General features: G+C 68.5%; 15 protein-coding genes. 8 read left to right on the top strand and 7 right to left on the bottom strand.

Annotated elements, in window-relative coordinates:
* Positions 1-2: 2 nt before the first annotated feature.
* Positions 3-1499 (bottom strand): tetratricopeptide repeat protein, encoded by a 1497-nt coding sequence (locus J2848_RS30615; RefSeq protein WP_149234238.1) that lies wholly within the window; start codon positions 1497-1499, stop codon positions 3-5.
* Positions 1500-1580: 81 nt separating this feature from the next.
* Here J2848_RS30615 and J2848_RS30610 point away from each other — a divergent pair, with 81 nt between their 5' ends.
* Positions 1581-1919: a DUF1491 family protein gene (locus tag J2848_RS30610; protein WP_149234239.1), complete on the top strand. Its 339-nt coding sequence runs from the start codon at positions 1581-1583 to the stop codon at positions 1917-1919.
* Between the two features lie 6 nt (positions 1920-1925).
* Here J2848_RS30610 and J2848_RS30605 read toward each other — a convergent pair whose 3' ends face one another.
* From J2848_RS30605 to J2848_RS30580, 6 genes are all read right to left on the bottom strand, one after another.
* Complete coding sequence (locus J2848_RS30605; protein ID WP_149234240.1) at positions 1926-4403, bottom strand: sensor histidine kinase; 2478 nt, start codon at positions 4401-4403, stop codon at positions 1926-1928.
* On the bottom strand, positions 4403-5971 hold the full coding sequence (locus tag J2848_RS30600; RefSeq protein ID WP_246194245.1) for a bifunctional metallophosphatase/5'-nucleotidase: 1569 nt from the start codon (positions 5969-5971) through the stop codon (positions 4403-4405). Before J2848_RS30600 ends, J2848_RS30605 begins: the two co-directional genes overlap by 1 nt.
* A gap of 120 nt (positions 5972-6091) precedes the next feature.
* On the bottom strand, positions 6092-6925 hold the full coding sequence (locus J2848_RS30595) for a metallophosphoesterase family protein (protein WP_149234242.1): 834 nt from the start codon (positions 6923-6925) through the stop codon (positions 6092-6094).
* Between the two features lie 10 nt (positions 6926-6935).
* Positions 6936-8126 (bottom strand): carboxylate--amine ligase, encoded by a 1191-nt coding sequence (locus J2848_RS30590; RefSeq protein WP_149234243.1) that lies wholly within the window; start codon positions 8124-8126, stop codon positions 6936-6938.
* A 17-nt stretch (positions 8127-8143) separates the two neighbouring features.
* On the bottom strand, positions 8144-9385 hold the full coding sequence (locus tag J2848_RS30585; protein ID WP_149234244.1) for a GNAT family N-acetyltransferase: 1242 nt from the start codon (positions 9383-9385) through the stop codon (positions 8144-8146).
* A gap of 203 nt (positions 9386-9588) precedes the next feature.
* The gene (locus J2848_RS30580; RefSeq protein WP_149234245.1) at positions 9589-10296 is read right to left on the bottom strand and encodes a glutathione binding-like protein; all 708 of its coding nucleotides are present in this window, start codon (positions 10294-10296) and stop codon (positions 9589-9591) included.
* Positions 10297-10569: 273 nt separating this feature from the next.
* Here J2848_RS30580 and J2848_RS30575 point away from each other — a divergent pair, with 273 nt between their 5' ends.
* From J2848_RS30575 to J2848_RS30545, 7 genes are read left to right on the top strand one after another with little or no spacing between them, the layout of a single operon-like run.
* Positions 10570-11721, top strand: coding sequence for an acyl-CoA dehydrogenase family protein (locus tag J2848_RS30575; RefSeq protein ID WP_149234246.1), 1152 nt, complete (start codon positions 10570-10572; stop codon positions 11719-11721).
* A complete protein-coding gene (locus J2848_RS30570; RefSeq protein ID WP_149234247.1) occupies positions 11718-13286 on the top strand; it encodes a class I adenylate-forming enzyme family protein in 1569 nt (522 codons plus the stop codon). Before J2848_RS30575 ends, J2848_RS30570 begins: the two co-directional genes overlap by 4 nt.
* Before the next feature lie 37 nt (positions 13287-13323).
* On the top strand, positions 13324-14502 hold the full coding sequence (locus J2848_RS30565) for an ABC transporter substrate-binding protein (protein WP_149234248.1): 1179 nt from the start codon (positions 13324-13326) through the stop codon (positions 14500-14502).
* Between the two features lie 7 nt (positions 14503-14509).
* Complete coding sequence (locus J2848_RS30560; RefSeq protein ID WP_149234249.1) at positions 14510-15388, top strand: branched-chain amino acid ABC transporter permease; 879 nt, start codon at positions 14510-14512, stop codon at positions 15386-15388.
* On the top strand, positions 15385-16356 hold the full coding sequence (locus J2848_RS30555) for a branched-chain amino acid ABC transporter permease (protein ID WP_149234250.1): 972 nt from the start codon (positions 15385-15387) through the stop codon (positions 16354-16356). Before J2848_RS30560 ends, J2848_RS30555 begins: the two co-directional genes overlap by 4 nt.
* A complete protein-coding gene (locus J2848_RS30550) occupies positions 16343-17068 on the top strand; it encodes an ABC transporter ATP-binding protein (protein ID WP_149234251.1) in 726 nt (241 codons plus the stop codon). The genes J2848_RS30555 and J2848_RS30550 overlap by 14 nt, the downstream gene beginning before the upstream one ends.
* Complete coding sequence (locus J2848_RS30545) at positions 17065-17787, top strand: ABC transporter ATP-binding protein (RefSeq protein WP_149234252.1); 723 nt, start codon at positions 17065-17067, stop codon at positions 17785-17787. Before J2848_RS30550 ends, J2848_RS30545 begins: the two co-directional genes overlap by 4 nt.
* Positions 17788-17790: the final 3 nt, after the last annotated feature.

The following is a 17790-nucleotide window of genomic DNA, read 5'->3' as shown; positions in this document are numbered from 1 at the left end:
CCTTATCCCGTGACCATCCGGGCGGCGCGGGCGGCCTGTGCCTTCAGCACGGCGGCGGCGGTGCCCAGCGTGGTGGTCCAGTCCCCCGGCCGCGGCTGGCGGAACAGGCGCAGCGACGGGTACCAGGGGCTGTCGGCGCGGTCGAGCATCCAGCGCCAGTCCGGCACATGGGGAAGCATCAGCCAGCATGGCACGCCCATCGCCCCGGCAAGGTGGGCGATGGCGGTGTCCACCGTCACCAGCAGGTCGAGGTTGGCGAGGATGGCGGCGGTGTCGGCGAAGTCACGCACCCGCTCCATCGCATTCGGCACCCTCACACCGGGCAGGCGGTCCAGCCCGGCGGCTGCCTCGCCGGTTTGCAGGCTGACGAAGCGCACCCCCGGTACCGTCAACAACGGCGGCAGGGCCGCCGTGGGGATCGAGCGGTTGCGGTCGTTGCGATGCTGGGGATTGCCGGCCCAGACCAGTCCGACCCGCAGGCCGGCCGGGAAGCCTGCGCGCACCTCCTCCGCCCCGCCCAGCCCGTCCAGCCGGTCGCGCCAGCGGGCGATGTCGCCGGGGTCGGGAGCCAGATAGGGCACGGCGGCCGGAATATCCGCCAGACCGGTGCCGAAGGCGCGCGGCAGGCTCATCAGCGGGCAATGGAGATCGTGCGGCGGCGGCGCCTCCCCGCGCGTCAGCACCTGGATCGACGATCCCAGGCAGCGGTTGAACAGGCGGTAGAGCAGCAGATGGGTTTCCAGGATCACCCGCCCGCCGCCTGCCGCGGCGATCTGTGCCACCAGCGGGGCGTAACGGACGAACTGGATGGCGTCGCCGAAGCCCTGGTCCATATGCAGCAGGATGGTGGCGCCGCCCGGCGGCTGACCGGCCCAGGGCGGGGTGGCGAAGCGGTGCCAGCGATGCTCGAACCCCTCCCATCCCGCGCGCAGGTCGCCACGGACCAGCCGTCCCACTGCGCGGGCCAGATGGGCGTCGGCATTGGCGGGGTTGCGTGCCAGCACGGCGTCGAAGCGGGTCTCCGCCTCGTCGAAGCGGCGCTGGTCGCGCAGGACGGTGCCGAGATTCAGCAGGGTCGCCACATGGCCGGGGCGCAGCCGGTCCGCACGTTCCAGCCAGCGCCGGGCGTCGGCATAGCGCGCCAGCGCATGCAGGGAAGCGCCCTGCGCCTCCAGCGCGTCGCCGTCGGAAGGGTCGAGCGCCAGGGCGCGCCGCAGAACCGGCTCCGCCTGCTCCGGCAGCTCCGCCGCCCGCAGCGCCGCCCCCAGATGGCCCCAGGGTGCCGGCGCGGCGGGGCGGACGCGCACCGCGCGGCCGATCCACCGCACGGCTGCCGCCGCGTCGCCGGTCTGCGCCCGCAACACGCCGGACAGGTGCAGTGTGTCGGGCTGCGCCGGCTCCGCCGCCAGGATCCGGCGATAGGCATCGGCCGCCGCATCGGCATGGCCGGCCATGTGGTGGTTGACGGCGGCGTTGAGAGCGTCCAGGAGTGTGGCCATCCCTCTTCTCTACACCGGCCGGCCGGGCAGGGCGAGGATCGAAAATTGGCGAAAGCCGAAGATCAGGAGCCTGTCACGGCAATGGACGACCGCCTTCCGACGCATCTCTGGGTTTCCGCCCATATCCGCACCGCCGACGCGCAAGGCGTGGCGATGACCGTGGTCCGCAAGGGCGATCCCAGCCGCGGCACGGTGATCCTGAAGATCAACCGGCTCGACCGGACCTTCACCGTGCTGGTCCAGACCCGCGAGGCGGATGGCGAGCGGCTGTTCTGGGCACGCGGTACCGGCGCCGACCCGGTGCCGGAGGCCGACGCCGACGCCTATATCGCCCGTCAGCTCCGTTACGATCCCGACGTCTGGGTGGTCGAGGTGGAGGACCGCCAGGGCCGCCACTGGTTCGACGGGCCGGTGCGTTGAGCGGCTTTATGCCGCGGCCGTGACCCGGGGGAAGCGCAGGGTGAAGCGGGTGCCCTCGCCGGGGCGGCTCTCGACCCCGATGGTGCCGTGCAGGCGGCCGGTTACCAGATTGTAGACGATGTGCAGCCCCAGCCCGCTGCCGCCCGCCCCGCGCCGCGTGGTGAAGAAGGGGTCGAAGATCTTCGGCAGCACGTCCGGCGCGATGCCTCTGCCGTCGTCGCCGACCGACAGTTCCACCATATCGGCGCCAACCGGTCGGGCGGCGATGGCGATCCGGCCGGGCTGTTCCGGGTCCAGCGCATGGACCAGCGCGTTCATGATCAGGTTGGTGAGGATCTGTGACAGCGCCCCCGGATAGCCGTCCAGCTCCAGGTCGGCCGGGCAATCGACGGCGATGGTCAGCGCCGTCCGCGCCTTGTAGGTCGGGTGCAGGCTGCGCAGCAGCTCGTCGATGTAGTCGCGCAGCAGGAAGGCGCGGCGCTCGTCGCTGGACTGGTCGACGGCGACCAGCTTGAAACTCTGCACCAGATTGGCGGCACGGGTGCTGTTGGACAGGATCAGGTTCGCCATCTCCATCCCGTCGCTCAGGAAGCGCTGGAAGTCCGACTTCTTCAATGCGTTCGCCGTATGGCGGTCCGACAGCTCGCCGATCAGCGCCTGCAGCTGCGAGGCGCCGGTGATGGTGATGCCGATGGGCGTGTTCACCTCATGCGCCACGCCGGCGACCAGCTGGCCGAGCGAGGCCATCTTCTCCGCCTGGATCAGGCTGGCCTGTGTCGCCTTCAGCTCGTCGAGCGCGCGCTCCGCGGCGTCACGCGACTGGCGCAGGGCATCCTCCGCCTCCACCTCGCGCGTCACGTCGACCACCACAGCCTGGATCGCCGGGCCGTCCATCCAGTCGACGCGCCGGCCGGTCAGCTCCACCCACAGCCCGGCCCCGTCGGGCCGGCAGGCGCGGATGCGGCGTCGCGGCGTCGACTGCCCGCCCTCCAGCAGCCGGTCATAATTGTCGATCAGCCCCTGTCGCTCCGTCACCGCCACCACCGACAGCAGGGAGGGCAGGGCCATCACCTCCGCCACCGTCATGCCGAGCATCGCGGCGAAGCTGTCGTTGGCATAGAGCGCGTGGAAATCGCGATGGATGACGATGCCTTGGATCGACCCCTCGACAAGGTCGCGGAAACGCCGTTCGTTGTCGGCCAGGGCCTGCTGGCGCCGGTCGATCTCATCGATGAAATAGCGGATCGAGGCGCCGATGTCGGTGATTTCGTCGTCGCCGTCCACCGGAACCGGGACCGGAAGGGCGACCGCTGCCGCAGCGCCCTGGACGGCACCCCGATTCCCCGCCAGCCGGGCCAGCACCGCCCGGTTCATCGCCACCAGCCGCGAGGACAGGAAGCGGCGGAAGAAGAAATAGACGCACACCGCCAGCAGAAGCGACGTGCCGGCCAGCAGCATCACCGTGCGGGTGCGCTCGGCGATCAGGTCCGCCAGCGCGTCGGTGCGTTCGGCCGACTGGTCGCGGATCGAGTCATAGAGCGTGCGGGTGGAACGTTCGACCGTCTCCACCAGCACCTGGGCCTGCCCGGTCAGCGCCTGGGCGCGGTTGCGCGCCTGCAACCGGTCGATGGCGCTGTCGAACAGTCCGCCCGGAGCGACCAGCAGGGAGAACAGTTCTTCCTGCACGGTGGACATCATCTGTCCGGTGGGATCCGGGGCGCCGCCCGACAGGCGGGCCAGTTCGGCCAACGTACGTTCCGCGGACCGCGCCTCCCCCTTCAGACGGCTGAGATGGTCGAGCTGCGTCGCACCCGCCGCCCGCGCCATCAGCGCGCCGATGCGCGCGGCCCAGGCGCCGGTGTCGGGCATGCTTTCGATCGCCGCCGCCAGCCGGCTCAGCGCGCGGGCCGCCTCGGCCTGACGGTCGCCATATTCGATCTGGCGGGTGACCTCGGCGTTCAGGTCGGCGACGGTGGCGGCCAGGATCAGCAGGGTGGACCGGGTCTGTTCCAGCAGGCGGACATTGCCGTCGCGCTCGCCGGCGCCGGCCTCGCCCTCCTTCATCAGGCCGCGCATGCGGGCGACCAGGAGCTGCATTGAATCCAGCTCCGTCACCAGCCCGTCATAGATGGACCGGCGCTGCGGCGTCGAGGTCGCGGCGGCGAGCTGCGGCAGCTGCGCCACCAGCTTCTGCAGCGACCCGTGCAGTTCGGCGCTGGTGATGACCTCCGGCAGGGTGTTGGTGGACAGCGCCGCCACCTCTGCCCGGAACAGGCGGAAGGAGGACATCGACACGCCGCCGATCAGCAGAACCAGCAGTGCCATCACTGCCAGCCCCAGCGTGATGCGGACCGCGATGCCGAAACGCCGCCTGCGGTTCGGCGGCGGCGCCTGCGGCTCCCGCCGCGCCTGTCTCTCCAGCCCCGCCCGGTCCAGAACGGCGGCCTCCGGCGCGGACAGCGCCGTGGAAGACAGCCCGTCCATCACCGCCTCACCGTCATGCGGCCGTCCAGCCGGGGAGCGAACTCGCCGCTGCGGGAGATCTGGTCGATCATCTGGGTGGACACGAAGTCTGTGTTGCGGTCCTCCACCAGCCGCGGCGCGCCGGCCAGGACGCCGTAGCCGTCGCCACCAGTCGCGAGGAAGCTGCTGGTCGCCAGACGGTAGCGGCTGGACAGGCCGACCGGCTTGCCGCCGACCGACAGGCTGCGCAGCCGCTGCCCGGGCGGGCGGCTCAGGTCGATCTCCGCCCGGGCATTGGACAGGTGGGGAAAGCGGCCCTGCAACTGTTCCATCGCCGACACGCCGCTCTCCACCGCGTCCCAAAGCTGCTGTCCGGTGACGTCCAGAACCACGCCGACATCGTGGAAGGGCAGTTCGGTATAGATGTCGCGCCGGGTCAGCAGGGTGCCGGCCGGATACTGGCGATCGCCGCGGATGCCACCGCCGTTGAACAGAGCCACATCGGCGTCCAGCGCCTCGCGCAACGTGTCGACCACCGCATTGGCGAAGGCATTCTCGCCCGTCCGCAGCGACTCCTTGCGGGTGTCGAGCGGCGCGGTGAGACGTCCCACCTCCATCCGCAGCATGGTGTCGAGCCGCGCCGCATAGGCCTTGGCCTGGATCGTCATCGCCGGGTCGGGCGCCACCGTCGCGGTATCGATCAGGCGCGGCGCCGGGCTCCAGCGGGCTACCGGCTTGCCGTCCGGCCCGGCCCTCCGCTCCACCGTCAGGTCCAGCGCCAGCACCCAGGCGGCCTGCGGCCCGACGGTGGCGGACAGGAACCGGCCGTCGTAATCGATGGCGAAGGGACGGCTGCGGTCCTGGTACAGCACGATGTCGGCCGGGCGAGCGGCCAGCACGCTGCGGTGGGTGTCGCCGGCATAGCCGGTCATTGCCACCACCAGATCGACGCCGTCGGCCCGCAGGGCGGCGGCCTTGGCGGCCAGTGCCTTCACCGGATCGCGGAACTCCGTGCGCTGGGTGCGGGTGGTCTCCCGCGTCAGCACCGGCGTCGCGGCCATCACGCCGACGCGCAAGGAGCCGGCGGTCAGCACCACCGCCTCCTCCAGCCCGTCCGGCGTCCGCCCGGTCGAACGGTCGACGGCGTTGGTGGTCACGATGGGAAAGCCGGCCTCGAAGGCGCGGGCGCTCAGCCGATCGTCGCCATGATGGAACTCGCGGTTCAGCGCGGCCATCGCGTCGATGGTCATGCCGTTCAGCAGGTCGATGATATGCGCGCCCTGGTCGTAGAAGGCGAGCACCGACGGAGCCAGCGTCTGCCCACCATGCAGGACCAGCACATTGGAATGGGCGGCCCGCTCCTGGCGGATCGTCCCTGCCAGCCGGGCCATGCCGCCGCGCCCGGCGGTCTCGTCCAGGTCGGTGGTACCCTGGGTATAGAGGATCGTCAACCGCACCGGGCCGGCGTCAGGCTGCTGGGCCTGGACCGGCAGGGAAAGGTTGGGCAGGATCGCGGCGAGGCCGATGGCAAGGCCCAGCGCCAGCGGCGCAGTCAGGGACGACGATGTCCTGCCGAACAGGGGCCGCACCCTTCCGGCAGCGCCGATTGAAATATTGATAATGTCCATAGCCCGGCGTCACCATTGCCCCCGCACCGGATTATGCTCATTTTCCCGTCTCTGTAGAAGCAAAGCCGCGTTACGGGATTGTCATATTGATGACACACGGCCGGGAAGTGCACGCTTCAACCATTCATAGACGCCGAGAAGTCGCAGTATTTCGATCAACTTCAGCCGCAGCGGCGCCGGGACTGCGGCAAAACGTGGCGCCAACCCCGCCCGCCGTGTTTTCGACAACGTCGCTCGGCGGGCATAGGTGATCCGGTGCAGGGTGACGCGGCGGCTGGTGGTGTCGAAGCAGGCGAAACAGGCGTCGGCATCGGCCCCGCGCGGCTCCCCCACCGTGCCGGGGTTCAGCAGATAGAACCCGTCGGCCCGCAACGCCGCCCCGCCGTCGAGCGGCAGCGCATGCACCGCCCCATCCCGCCATTCCCACAGCCCCGCCCGGTGGGTGTGCCCGAAGGCGCAGATCCGCGCTCCCGATGGATGCACCCCGAGCGCCTGAAGGCTCAAGGCCCGCTTGCCGTCATCGTCCAGCCGGACCAGCTCCTTGCCAACCTCCGGATGCAGGGCGCCATGGACGGCGACCAGCGTTCCGTCGATTTCGGTGGTCAGCGGCAGGGCCGCGAGGAACCCGCGGCTATCCTCGTCCAGCCGCGCCCTGGTCCAGGCGACGGCGCGCGCGGCGGGACCGCTGAACCCTTCGGTGCCGATGGCACCCGTCACCGCCCGGTCATGGTTGCCGGCGATGCAGATGGCGCCGGCCCGCCGCAGCAGGGCGATGCAGGCGGCGAAGTCCGTGTTGTAGCCGACGATGTCGCCCAGGCAGACAATGCGCTCGGCCCCTTCCGCCCGGATGGCGTCAAGGGTCGCCTGCAACGCCTCCAGATTGGCGTGGATGTCGGAGATCAGGGCGATCTTCATGGTTCTGCGATCAGGGCTTGGCGAGGCGGGCGGGCCGCATCCCGCCGGGCATGAGGGCGAGCAGCCGGTCCAGCTTCGGCCGCAGGAAGGGCATCGGATCGTCGGGCGTGATCGCCTTCGCCTCGCAACGCGCGACCCAGGCCAACCAGCGCACCGTCGGCACGCCGCTTTCCCGCGCCGCCAGCCGGTCCTTGCTGATATGGCACCAGCAGGCGCCGGGCCGCGCCTTGGACGGGGCAGGGCGGGGGCGGCCGGTCAGGTCCGCCTGCACCATGGCCGGCAGGTTCACCCCGGCGACGGCGCCCAGATGGTGCCACAGGTTGAAGCGCGGGTTGATCTCCAGCAGGTGCAGCCGCCCGTCCGGGTCGCGCTTGAAGTCGAACTTGGCCACCCCGCGCAGACCGATTTTTGCCGCGATCTCTCGCCCCAGCGCCGCGACGTCCGCCCCCTTGCCGTCTATATCGGTGATGGTCAGTGCCGTGCTGTGACCGTAATCGACGGGGTAGGTGCGGATCTTGCGCCCGGTGAACTCCCCGGCCACGCCCCCGTCGGCGGCGATGTAGACATGGTGGCTTTCAATCCGTGTCTCCGGACCGGGGATCAGTTCCTGCGCCAATAGCTCGATGCCGACCGGGATCAGCCGCGGCCACAGGGCGCGAAGCTCCTCCGGCCCGTCCAGCCGGATCGCCTTGCCCAGCCCCTCGATCTCGTCCCAGGGCGGGCGGCGGGTCAGCGGCTTGACGATCAGGGGATAGCGCAGATCCAGATCCGGCGCCTCGCTGCCGGGCAGGGGGCGAAGGCGTCGGGTGCGCGGAACCGGGAGATCGAGCCGTTCCGCCAGAGCCTGGAAGCGGCTCTTATCGACCAGCGTCTCCACCAGATCGGCATCGGCCAGCGGAAGGCGGAAGACCGAAGCCAGCCGGTCGCGGTTGCGTGACACCATCAGGAGTTGGGCGTCCTCCTCCATATAGAGCACCGGCTTTTGCGACTGGGCGGCGCCGAAGCGCAGCAGGCGGTCGACAAGCGTCCCTTCATTGCCGCCTTCCCAGGAGATCAACTGTGCGGTGAAGCGGGAATGGGCGGTTGCCCCGCCCGGCGGCCCGACCACGGCACAGCGGATGCCGGCCAGCCCGAGCGGGCGCACCAGATCCATATCGCCCAGCACGCAGGCCAGCGGCCCGGCTTTCGTCCTGGTCTTCATCGCCGTTTCCCCCCCGTTCAGATTCCCTTGGCCGGCGCGATCCAGCCGCGCAGCGACCGCTTGACCGCATCGGCCATCAGCCCGCGCGCCCGGCGGCAATGGGCCTCCATCCGCCGGCTGAAGCGGTCGGGACCGAGCGTCAGCCAGTTCATCGGCTGTTCGGCGTTGGAGAGCAGCGGCTTGTGCCCGGCCGGCGTCGACATGAAGTCGTAGCAGTCCTCGCCGCGGGCGAGCGCGTCCTCGATCGCCAGCACATGGCTCAGCAGTCCCGGTTTCAGCCGGTTGTCCGCCTCGAAGGCGAAACCGCCCTGATAGTTCAGCACCCGGTTGCGGTGGATGAAGTTGTAGAGATAGCCGATGGCCTGCCCGCCGGCGCTGATCCGGCTCAGCCGCACGGCACCACGCGGTATCCCTTCGGCGATCAGCCTTTGATGGAAGGGGCGGAAGGCGGCGTTGGCGAAGGCGCCGCCCTGCCCGCGCGCCTGCCAGCCGGCCTGATGCAGCACCTCCAGCCCGGCGAAAAACTCCAGCGCCTCGTCCACATTGGTGGCGACGCGGTGTTCCAAAGCACCCCGCGCCCGGTATAGCCGCTCGCTCCGATTCACCGCCGCCCGCGTGTTGCGGCCGAGCCCGCCGCGGAAATCGCCTCCCGCCGCCCGTACGATGCCCAGATCCACCCATTGGGCGGAATCGGCGATGCGCAATTGCAACGTATGCCCGGTCCGCGCCGCCACCCGTCGGGCCGCCCGCTCCGCCGCCGGGGTCAGGCCACCCAAAACCAGCTCGTCGTTGGCGGTCAGCCGCTCGTCCAGCCAGTACAGCATCGTATCCGTCACCTCGTCGGCGATGCGGCGGTCGGCAAGGATGCCGTTATATTCCATGAACAGCCGGTCATAGCTGCGGTCGCCGGTTTCGTGCAGCATCCAGCAACGGCTGGACAGCAGCCCGAACCGCCGCCGCAGGCGCGGGCAGAGCACGGCCAGCCCGACCAGTTCATCCCCTTGAAAGGCGACCAGCAATTGCGGTTCGATCCCGTCCGGCATCTGCGCCAGCCAAGGGCCGATCCAACTCCAGGACAGGAAGAAGGAAGAGTCGGAACGGCCTTCCAGCTCCGTCCATGCCCGCGCCAGTTCCGGTATGGACGGCAGGGGGTGCAGAGCGATCCGGATCTCGGTTGGGGGGACGGGACCGGTCGCCCTCTGCGGGAGGGTGCCGTCGGAGTCCGGGGGGGCGGAGTCGGTGCGGGGCCAGATACTCATCGGCGCGGCGTCTCCGGAAGATATTCTCTACCGAAAACAACACGCTGGTCAGACGAACGGTCCCGTCTACGCCGGGGAGCCCCGAATGTCTGTGCGGCGCGAACGGATGCCGCGAAGGGGAGGGGTGCTATACGAAGTTGCTCTCCATCCCCTCTCCCCCGACCCTCTCCCCAGGGGGGAGAGGGAGAAGCGCGAATCAATCCTCAGCGCTTCACCGTATCCGCCGACTGGCCGAACAGGATCTTCTTGCTTTCCTCATTCACCGTCGGCGTGCGGTTGGGATTGATCGCCTGCCCCTTTTCATAGGCGCGCACCACCGCCGGACGTTCCTTGATCGCGGTGAACCAGCGCTGCAGGTTGGGGAAGTTGTTCAGATCCTGCTGCTGGCGTTCATGCGGGACAATCCACGGGTAGCTCGCCATATCGGCGATGGACAGTTCGGACCCGCCCAGGAACTCGTTGTCGGCAAGGCGCTTGTCCATCACGCCATAGAGACGCCCGGTCTCCTTGACGTAACGGTCCATGGCGTAGGGGATGCGTTCCGGCGCGTACTGCACGAAGTGATGGTTCTGGCCGGCCATCGGGCCGAGGCCGCCGACCTGCCAGAACAGCCATTCGAGAACCGTCTTGCGGCCTCGCACGTCGCCGGGCAGGAACTTGCCGGTCTTCTCGGCCAGATAGACCAGGATGGCGCCTGATTCGAAGACGCTGATCGGCTCGCCGCCATCGGCCGGGGCGTTGTCGATGATCGCCGGCATGCGGTTGTTGGGCGAGAAGGCGAGGAATTCCGGCTTGAACTGGTCGCCGGTGCCGATGTTCACCGGCTTGAAGCTGTAGTCCAGCCCGGCTTCTTCCAGAAAGATCGTGATCTTGTGGCCGTTCGGCGTCGGCCAGAAATAGAGGTCGATCATCCCAAACCCTCCTACGATTTATCGGCCTGATGGTCCAGGCCGTGATTTCGGGAAAAAGGTTAACCGCTTCGCTCCGGCTGGCAAGCCCGCGCAGACGCGCGGCAGACCCCCAAACCCTCATGCTTATTCCGTTTAGAGAAATTCAATTTCATTTTGTTGACAGGTTTTCCTGCATCTGTCAGCGTGGCCAACGAACAGATGAGGCGGCGCCCCTCGATCTCCCCTTGATGCTTGGTTTCCATTGAAATCATTCTCCCCGGACGGAGAGCACGCATGGCCTTGGACAAGGATGTTTTGGATCAACTGCTGGACACACTGGGGCGCTTCGTCCGCGAAAAGCTGGTCCCGCTGGAACACAAGGTGGCGGAGGACGACGCCATCCCGGCCGAGGTGATCGCCGCGATGCGCGAAATGGGCCTGTTCGGCCTGTCGATCCCGGAGGAGTATGGCGGGCTCGGCCTGTCGATGACGGACGAGGTACAGGTGGCCTTCCAACTGGGCCAGACCTCTCCAGCCTTCCGTTCGCTGATCGGCACCAACAACGGCATCGGCTCCCAGGGCATCGTCATCGACGGGACCGATGAGCAGAAGCAGCGCTACCTTCCGCGTCTGGCCGCCGGCGAGATCGTCGGCGCCTTCGCCCTGACCGAACCGGAATCCGGGTCGGACGCCGGCTCGCTCCGCACCAGCGCCCGGCGCGACGGCGACCATTTCATCCTGAACGGCACCAAGCGCTACATCACCAACGCGCCGCAGGCCGGTCTCTTCACCGTCTTCGCCCGCACCGACCTGGACAGCCGCGACGCCCGCGGCGTGTCGGCCTTCCTGGTGGAAGCCGGGACGCCCGGCCTGTCGCTCGGTCCCATCGACAGGAAGATGGGCCAGAAGGGCGCCCACACCTGCGACGTGATCTTCGAGGATTGCCGTGTTCCGGCCAGCGCCATCCTGGGCGGCAAGGAAGGGCAGGGCTTCAAGACCGCCATGAAGGTTCTCGACCGCGGCCGCCTGCACATCGGCGCCGTCTGCGTCGGTCTGGCGGAGCGGCTGATCCGCGACAGCCTGTCCTACGCCATGGAGCGCAAGCAGTTCGGCCAGCCGCTCGCCGAATTCCAGCTGATCCAGGCGATGCTGGCCGACAGCCGGGCGGAAGCCTATGCCGCCCGCTGCATGGTGCTGGAGACCGCGCGCCACCGCGACGCCGGGCAGAACGTCAACACCGATGCCGCCTGCTGCAAGATGTTCTCGACCGAGATGGTCGGCCGTGTCGCCGACCGCGCGGTGCAGATCCATGGCGGCGCCGGCTACATCGCCGATTACGGGATCGAGCGTTTCTACCGCGACGTCCGCCTGTTCCGCATCTATGAGGGCACCACCCAGATCCAGCAGCTCGTCATCGCCCGCAACATGATCCGGGAGGCGGCATGACGGTGGGGCGGCCGGTACCCGACTTCGCCGCGATGGTGGCGGCGCTGCCGCCACGCATCAGCCACGCCGCACTCGCCTGGGCGGACCGGACGCCGGACGCCCCCGCCCTGTTCGACGGGGTGCAGGACTGGAGCTACCGCCGACTGGCCCAGGCGGTCGGCAGCGCCGCCGCGCAGCTGACACGGCTGGGGGTGGTCGGCGGCGACCGGGTGATGATCGTCTGCGAAAACGGCCTCGCCGCCGTCACCCTGATCCTGGCGGCGAGCGAGCGCGATGCGTGGCCCGTCATCGTCAACGCCCGCCTTTCCGACCGCGAGATCGACACCATCCGCGACCATTGCCAGCCGCGCCGGGTGTTCTATACCGATTCGGTATCCCCCGACGCCACGGCCCATGCCGCCCGTCACGGCGCCCAGCCGCTCGGCGACCCGGATCTGCCGCCGATGGCGGTCGGTCCGCTGCTGGACGCCGAACCGGAGCCGGTCCATGCCGGCAACCGGCGGCAGGTTGGCGCGCTGATCTACACCTCCGGCACCACCGGCAAGCCCAAGGGCGTAATGCTGTCGCACCGCGGCCTGCTGTTCGTCGCCTCGGTGTCGGGCTGGATGCGCGGTCTCGGCCCCAGCGACCGCACCTATGGCGTGCTGCCGGTCAGCCATGTCTTCGGGCTCGCCTCCACCTGCCTCGGCACCCTCTACGCCGGCGGTTGCCTGCACACGGTGCCCCGCTTCGCCCCCGCCGCGGTCTGGCAGGCCCTGGAACAGGATGGGGTGACCGTGTTCCAGGGTGTTCCAGCCATGTACGCCAAGCTGGTGGAGCACGCCACCGTCACCGGCCGCACCCTGGCGGCACCAGCCCTGCGCTACCTGTCGTCGGGCGGCTCGGTGCTGGACCTCGACCTCAAGCTGGCAGTGGAGCGGGTTTCCGGCCTGCCGCTGCACAACGGCTACGGTCTGACCGAATGCTCGCCGACGGTGACGCAGACCCGGCTAGACGCGCCGCGCAGAGACACCTCCATCGGCCCAGCCCTGCCGCTGGTGGAGATGCGTTTCGTCGACCATGTCACCGGCCAGGACGTGGCCGATGGCGAGCCGGGCGAGCTGTGGGTTCGCGCCCCCAACGTCATGCTCGGCTATTACCGCGAGCCGGCGCTGACCGCCCAGGTCATCACCGACGACGGCTGGCTGAAGACCGGCGACGTCGCCCGGCTGGAGCCGGACGGCTGCGTCGCCGTGGTCGGCCGCATCCGCGAGATCGTCATCCGCTCCGGCTTCAACGTCTATCCGGAGGAGGTGGAGGGCGTGCTGACCAGCCATCCGGCGGTGACGCTGGCTGCGGTCGTCGGCCATGCCGTTGCCGGCAACGAGGAGGTGGTGGCCTTCGTCCAGTTCATCCCCGGCCGCAGCGCTAGCGAGGAGGAACTGAAAGCCTGGGCCGCCGAACGGCTCGCCCCCTACAAGCGCCCGTCGCGCATCGTCGCCATGGACGCCTTGCCGGCCAGCCCGACCGGCAAGCTGCTGAAAAGCGGCCTCCGGGCGCTCGCCGCCGAGGTGATGGCCGCCTGATTCCAAAACAATAAGCCCGTGGGAGGACAACAGGACCATGAAGCGGATGCTTGCCAATCTCGTAACCGTCTCGACCCTTGCCCTGTCGGTGGCGCTCGGCGCCGGAGCGGCGCAGGCCAAGGACTTCCTGCTGGGTTCCGAACTGCCGCTGACCGGCAGCCTCGCCCGTGTCGGCCAGGGCATGCATGAGGGCATTTCGGTCGCCGTCGAAATGGCAAACAGGAGCTATGCCGGCAAGCACAGCTTCAAGGTCCAGACCATCGACGACGAGACCTCCCCGGCCAAGGGGGTGGCGGCGGTGGAGAAGCTGGCCGGTGATGGGGTGGTGGCGATCACCGGCGGCTATGGCTCCAACATCATCGGCCCGGCATCGGAAGCGGCGCAGAAAGCCGGGTTGGTCTACATCACCTCCGGCGGCGTCTCGCCCGAACTGACCCAGCGCGGCTATCCCACCTTCTTCCGCATCAACAACACCGACGGCTACGCGCTGGCCATGATCGGCCTGTTGCAGGACATGGGCGCCAGGAAGGTCTCCATCGTCTATCTGAACAAGGACGCCACCAGCAGCCTCGCCAAACAGGTCAACGGCGCGCTGACCGCCAAGGGCGTCACGGTCGGCATGCACGAGTTCGACGGCTCTACCAGCGACTTCAAGCCGCTGATGAACAAGGTCAAGCTTCAGGACCGTCCCGACGCCATCGCCATGGTCGGCTACGAGAACGACTATGTCGGCATCCTGCGCGCCGCCAAGGTGCTGAAGCCGCAAGTCAAGGCGATGGTCGGCGTCTGGTCGCTCGCCACCGCGCAGATGGCCAAGGAATTTCCCGACCTGATGGAGACTGTCTACGGCACCTCCATGCTGCCCTACCCGGTGGAATTCACCCATCCGGAGGCGGTGGAGTTCGCTGCCACCTACAAGAAGCTGTTCAACAAGGACCCCGACTATCTGGGCCAGTTCGGCTATGTCCAGACCCGCCTGCTGATCGACGCCGTGGTCCGTGCCGACGAGGCAGGCACACTGTCCAAGGGCGGCCTGCCCGACGAACTGCGCAAGACCGACGCCAACACCCTGATCGGCCGCGTCACCTTCGACAAGAACGGCGACAATCTGAACTTCACCCACCGCATGGGCCAGCACCAGGGCGGCAAGGTGGTCCTGGTCTGGCCGCAGGACGCCGCCAACGGAAAGATGAATTTCCCGGCAGTGCCGTGGTGAGCAAACCATGTTCGAACTGACGCTCCAGGCCCTGTTCTCGGGCCTGCTCGCCGGCGGCTATTACGCGACCGTGGCGGTCGGGTTGGCGCTGGTGTTCGGGACCATGCGGGTCATCAACCTCGCCCATGGCGAGCTGGTGCTGCTGGCCGCCTATGTCGCCTATGCGGCGGAAACCACCTATGGCGTCAATCCGGTGATGGCGATCCCGGTGGCGCTGGTGATCGTCGGGGCGGCGTCGGCCATCGTCTATGCGCTGCTCAGCCGCATCCATCAGGACCGCGAGATCAATTCGCTGATCCTCACCTTCGGGCTCGGCATCATCCTGACCAACGCCATCCTGTCGATCTGGAAGGCCGACATCCATTCCACCTCCGACCCCTGGTTCCAGGATTCGATGGTCGTCGCCGATACCCTGTTCGCGATGAATGCGGAGGTCGCGTCCTTCGTCGGCGGGCTGGTGCTGATGGCCGGTGTCTGGTGGTGGCTGAACCATTCCTGGCAGGGGCGCGCGGTGCGGGCGCTGTCGTCGAACCGGGCTGCCGCAACGCTGATGGGCGTCAATCCGCGCAGGATCGAGATCCTGTCCTTCCTGACCGCCGCCCTGCTCGCCACTTTCGCCGGCTTCGCCATCTATACCGGCAAGACCGTCTTCCCGGCCTTGGGCCATGTGCTGACGGTCAAGGCCTTCATCATCACCGTGCTGGCCGGGATGGGGTCGATCCCCGGCGTGCTGGTCGGCGCCGTCATGATCGGCGTCATCGAATCGCTGACGGTCACCTACCTGTCGGCCTCGCTTCAGGAGTTGGCGGGAATGGTCCTGTTCCTGGTCGTGCTGTTCGTCTCGCCTTCGGGCCTGTTCGGCGGCGGAAGGGCGCTGGCGCGATGAGCAATTCCCTGTTGAACCGTCTCTTGCTGGTCGCCGCCCTTGCCGTCGCCTATGTCGGCGTGCCGCTGCTGTTCGGCGGCAACGCCTATGTGCTGGGGCTGATCGTGGCGGCGCTGACCATCGCCGGGGTGGCAGTGGCCTGGGCACTGCTCGGCAACCTCGGCGGCATGGTCAGCTTCGGCCACGCCGCCTTCTTCGGGGTGGGCTCCTACACCTCGGCCGTGCTGGCGATGAAGCTGGGGGTGCCGGTCTTCGCTGCGATGCTGCTGGGCGGGGTGGGGGCTGCGCTGTCGTCCATCGCCATGCTGCCGGCCCTGCGGCTGCGCGGTCCATATTTCGCGCTCGCCATCCTCGCCTATGCCCACATCTTCCAGATCCTGGCGACGGAGATGACGCCGGTCACCGGTGGAGCCGGCGGGCTGCTGTCGATCCCGCGCTTTCCGAAAATCCTGGGCTTCGATTTCGGCGAGAAGCTGGGCGGCTACCTGATCGTCCTGACCATCGTCGTGCTGGCGGCCTTCGCCTATGACGCCATCCGGCGCAGCACCTGGGGCCTCGCCCTGAAGGCGATGCACGATACCGAAGTGGCGACCCGCGTCGTCGGCGTGCCCAGCACGCACCTGAAGGCGGCGATGCTGGTGCTGTCAGCCTTCATCACCGGGGTGGTCGGCGCCTTCAATGCCCATTTCATCAGCTTCCTCGACCCAGACTACGCCTTTTCCAGCGGCTGGACCGTGCTGCCCATCGCCGCGGCCATCTTCGGCGGCTACCGCACGGTGTGGGGTCCGGTGGTGGGGGCGCTGGCGATCTATCTGGTCGACCAGCTGCTGTTCAAGCCGATCCTGCCGCACGGCCACCAGATGGTCCTGGGCGTGCTGCTCTGCGCCATGATCCTGTTCAGCCCCGGCGGGCTGATGCCGGCCTTGCGCCGCCGCCCGGTGAAGGAGAGCCGCCATGCTCACGCTTGAAGGCGTCCAGGTCAATTTCGGCGGTGTCCAGGCACTGAAAAGCGCCAGCTTCTTCGTCGCGGAAGGGGAGAGCATCGGTCTGGTCGGCCCCAACGGTGCCGGCAAGACCACGCTGTTCAACGTCATCTCCGGCGTGGTGCGGCCGACCGCCGGCCGGCTGGACTTCCGCGGCGCCTCTCTGCTGAAGCTGCCGGAATGGAAACGGGCACGGCTCGGCATCGGGCGCAGCTTTCAGATCCCGCGCCCCTTCGGCCACTGCACCGTGCGGGAAAACCTGCTGGTCGCCCAGCGCTTCGGCGCCGGGAAGAAGGATCCCGGGCGGATCGACGAGATCCTCGACATCCTGAACCTGCGCGACAAGGCTGACCGCGACGCCACCACCGAACTTGCCCTGACCGAGCACAAGGCGCTGGAGGTCGGCAAGGCCCTGGCGACCGAACCCAGCCTGCTTCTGCTCGACGAGGTGCTGGCCGGGCTGGAGACCAGCAGCAAGCGCGCCTTCATGGAACGGCTGGCGGCGGTGCGCGACCGCTACCGCCTCGCCATGGTCATCATCGAGCATGACATCGCCACCATCGCCACACTCTGCCCGCGGGTGCTGGTGCTGAATTTCGGCCAGATCATCGCCGATGGTTCCCCCGACGCGGTGTTCCGCGACCCGGAGGTGATCCGCAGCTACACCGGCGAAACCACCCTTGCGGAGGCGTCATGACCAACGCGTTCGATATCCTGACGCTCCGCGCCGGCTATGGCGCGATCAACGTGCTGTGGGACGTCTCGCTGTCGGTTGAGACCGGCAAGACCACGGTGATCGTCGGCCCGAACGGCGCCGGCAAGACCACGCTGCTGCGCGCCATCATGGGGCTGGTGCCCGCCACCTCCGGCGACATCCGCATCGACGGGCAGAGCCGCAAGGCGGTGAAGACCTGGGACCGGGTGGCCGACGGGCTGGTGATGATCCCCGAAGGCCGGATGATCTTCCCCGACATGACGGTGGAGGACAATCTGATGATGGGCGCCTTCCCGCGCGGCTGCCGCAAGGACTGGAAGCGCAACAGGGCGATGGTGTTCGACATGTTCCCCCGGCTGGCGGAGCGGCGCGGCCAGATCGCCGGCACCCTGTCGGGCGGGGAGGCACAGATGCTCGCCATCGGCCGCGGCCTGATGGAGCAGCCACGCGTCTGCCTGATCGACGAGCCGTCGCTCGGCCTCGCCCCCGTGGTGGTGGACGAGATCTTCCGCATCCTGGCGCGGCTGCGGGCGGAGGGGCTGACCATCCTGCTGGTGGAGCAGAACACCAGCAGGGCCCTGAGGATCGCCGATCATGTCTATCTGATGCAGTCGGGCAAGGTCGTGCTGTCCGAACGCGGCGACCGGGTGGACCTGGAGCGGCTTCACGCGCTTTACTTCGCGCATGAAACAGCCGCGTGATGG

This window comes from Azospirillum lipoferum (assembly GCF_024170005.1).
Lineage (GTDB): Bacteria > Pseudomonadota > Alphaproteobacteria > Azospirillales > Azospirillaceae > Azospirillum > Azospirillum lipoferum.
This window is presented reverse-complemented; position numbering and strand designations above follow the sequence as displayed.